2 protein-coding genes and 1 pseudogene are annotated in these 2,277 nt (G+C 66.2%); all 3 read right to left on the bottom strand.

All coding sequences use genetic code 11. The annotated features are described in order from the left end of the window. Window positions 1-212, bottom strand: a pseudogene (locus WA702_RS16685) (hypothetical protein); the annotation flags it as partial. A 124-nt stretch (window positions 213-336) separates the two neighbouring features. Beyond that, window positions 337-1,554, bottom strand: coding sequence for an MFS transporter (locus tag WA702_RS16680; RefSeq protein WP_425111646.1), 1,218 nt, complete (start codon window positions 1,552-1,554; stop codon window positions 337-339). Between the two features lie 82 nt (window positions 1,555-1,636). Further along, a partial coding sequence (locus tag WA702_RS16675) for an ABC transporter permease (protein WP_425111645.1) occupies window positions 1,637-2,277 on the bottom strand: 641 nt, incomplete at its 5' end.

Raw genomic sequence — 2,277 nt, 5'->3', positions numbered from 1 at the left:
CCGTCATAGTAGTCATAGGCGTCGCGGCTCGCGGCGATCGCAAGACCGGTGCCGATGGCGCCGGCCGCCAGCGCAGCGCCGACCGCCGGGCCACCGCCATGCCAGCGCAGGTGCCGCGCATCGGCGCTGGTCGGGGCAAGCGCGCCGATCGCAAGCGCGGTCAGGGAAGCGAGTACGGCCGTGCGGCCGAGCAATTGAGTCTGGGTCGGCATGTCCTGGCCTCCAGTCGGGTGCGCCGTGATCGGCGGATGTCCTTAGAACCGCCGTGGTGGTTTGTAGTTCCGGCCTCGATGTCGTGCGATGGGAACGAGCGCGCCGGCGGGCGAAGCAGGAGGATTAGTATTCCTTCACCGCCGCGCCCAGCGTGATCCACACGCCGGCGGCGAGCAGCCCGAGACCGCCGAGCACGAGGAAGGTCGGGGGATATCCGATCCAGTGCGTGACCCAGCCGCCCAGCGCCGGGCTGACAGCAGCGCCAATGCCCTGCACGGTGATGACGGCGCCCTGTCCGAGATTGACGCGGCCGGTGCCGTACAGCGAACGGGCCACCATGCCGGGGACGGCGACGCTCTGCAGGCCGGTGCCGATGCCGTCGAGGATCTCGACCGGGACCACGCCCGACCAGCCGTCGAGGAAAAAGGCAAGGATGCCGCGCAGCGGCAGCATCAGAAACGAGACCAGCAGGATCAGCCAGTAGTTGCGCTTCTCCGCGACATGCATCGCGACCAGCGACGCAATCACCATGACGCCCTGAGCGATCACGACCGTGGTCGCGACGAAGCCCGGACCGTTGGCCTTGCCGTTCGAGACGGCGGACATGCCGAACAGCGGGATGATGGCCGCGTTGCCGAGATGGAACAGTGCCAGCGCCAGCCCCAGCACCAGCAGCGGCTTGTGCCGCAGCAGCATCGTCAGGGCACCGGGCTGGCTCTTGGAATCATCCTCCTTGTTGCCGCGCGCGGCGTGATCGTTGATCTGGTCCGGCCGGATCATCAGCACGCAGGCGACCGTGATGACGCCGAACAGCGCCGCCAGCGCGAACACCCAGAAATAGCCGAACTTCCAGCCAAGCAGCCCGGACGCGGCCGCGCCGACCAGATTGCCGGTGTGATTGAAGGCCTGGTTGCGACCGTTCTGCCGGTTGAAGCCTTTCTGGCCGACCATGCCGAGCGTGATGCCGGTGACGGCGGGAACGATCGCGGCGCTGGCGATCGAGGTTGCGATCTGCGAGCCGGCGACGGCCCAGAAGCTCTGCCACATCAGGATGACGGAGGAGGCCAGCACCACGGCCACGCCGGGCACGATCACCCAGGCGCGCTTGTGGTGGGAGGCATCGATGAAGCCGCCGACCGGGGTCGTGATCAGCATGCCGGCGATATTGCCGATGCTGAGCGCAGTCCCGATCAGGCCACTGGTCCAGCCGCGCTCGATCAGGAACACGCTGATGAACGGGCCGATTCCCGACTGCATGTCGGCCATGAAGAAATTGACGGCCAGCAAGGGCCATAGCCGCGCGGCATGGCTGTCACCGGCGTTCGGCTCGCTGTGCGTCATCGATGTCGAATCCCGGCTGCTGGTGGCGGATCGAGATCGATAACGGCAGAGGTGGGGTCGGGTTCACCGCCGCATTGTGGGCTCAGTCGACCGTCTTGGCACGCAAACGTTGCGCGTAGACATTGATGACCAATGCGGCGAGCAGGATCAGGCCGCGGATCAGGATCTTGAGGAAGCTGTCGATGTTGACGTGGTCGAGCCCGTTGTTGAGCACGCCGAGCACGAACAGGCCGACGATGGTGTTGCCGATGCCGCCGCGGCCGCCAAAAAGACTGGTGCCGCCGACCACGACCGCAGCGATCGAGTCGAGCAGATAGGTGTCGAACTCGTTCTGCTGGGCGCTGCCGAAATGCGCCACGCCGAGCATGCCGCCGATGCCCGAGCACACCGCCGAGATCACCATCACGCTGCCGAGGATCAGCTTGACGTTGAGGCCGGAATATTCCGCCGCCTCGCGGTTGCCGCCGACCATGTAGACGTAGCGGCCGAAGCGCGTGTAGGTCAGCACCAGATGACCCGCGAGCAGCATGATCGCGGCGACGATCACGATCCAGGGAATGCCGGAGATTGCGTTCGAGCCGAGCGTCGCGATGATGTCAGGCACCTTGTAGGCGATCTGGCCGCGCACCAGCAGCGCCGAGATGCCCGCGGCGATCTGCATCATCGCCAAGGTCATGATAAAGGAGGGGATGCCGACCACCGTCAAGCCGAAGGCGTTGACGA

It is taken from the genome of Bradyrhizobium sp. (assembly GCF_049798375.1).
GTDB lineage: Bacteria > Pseudomonadota > Alphaproteobacteria > Rhizobiales > Xanthobacteraceae > Bradyrhizobium.
This window is presented reverse-complemented; position numbering and strand designations above follow the sequence as displayed.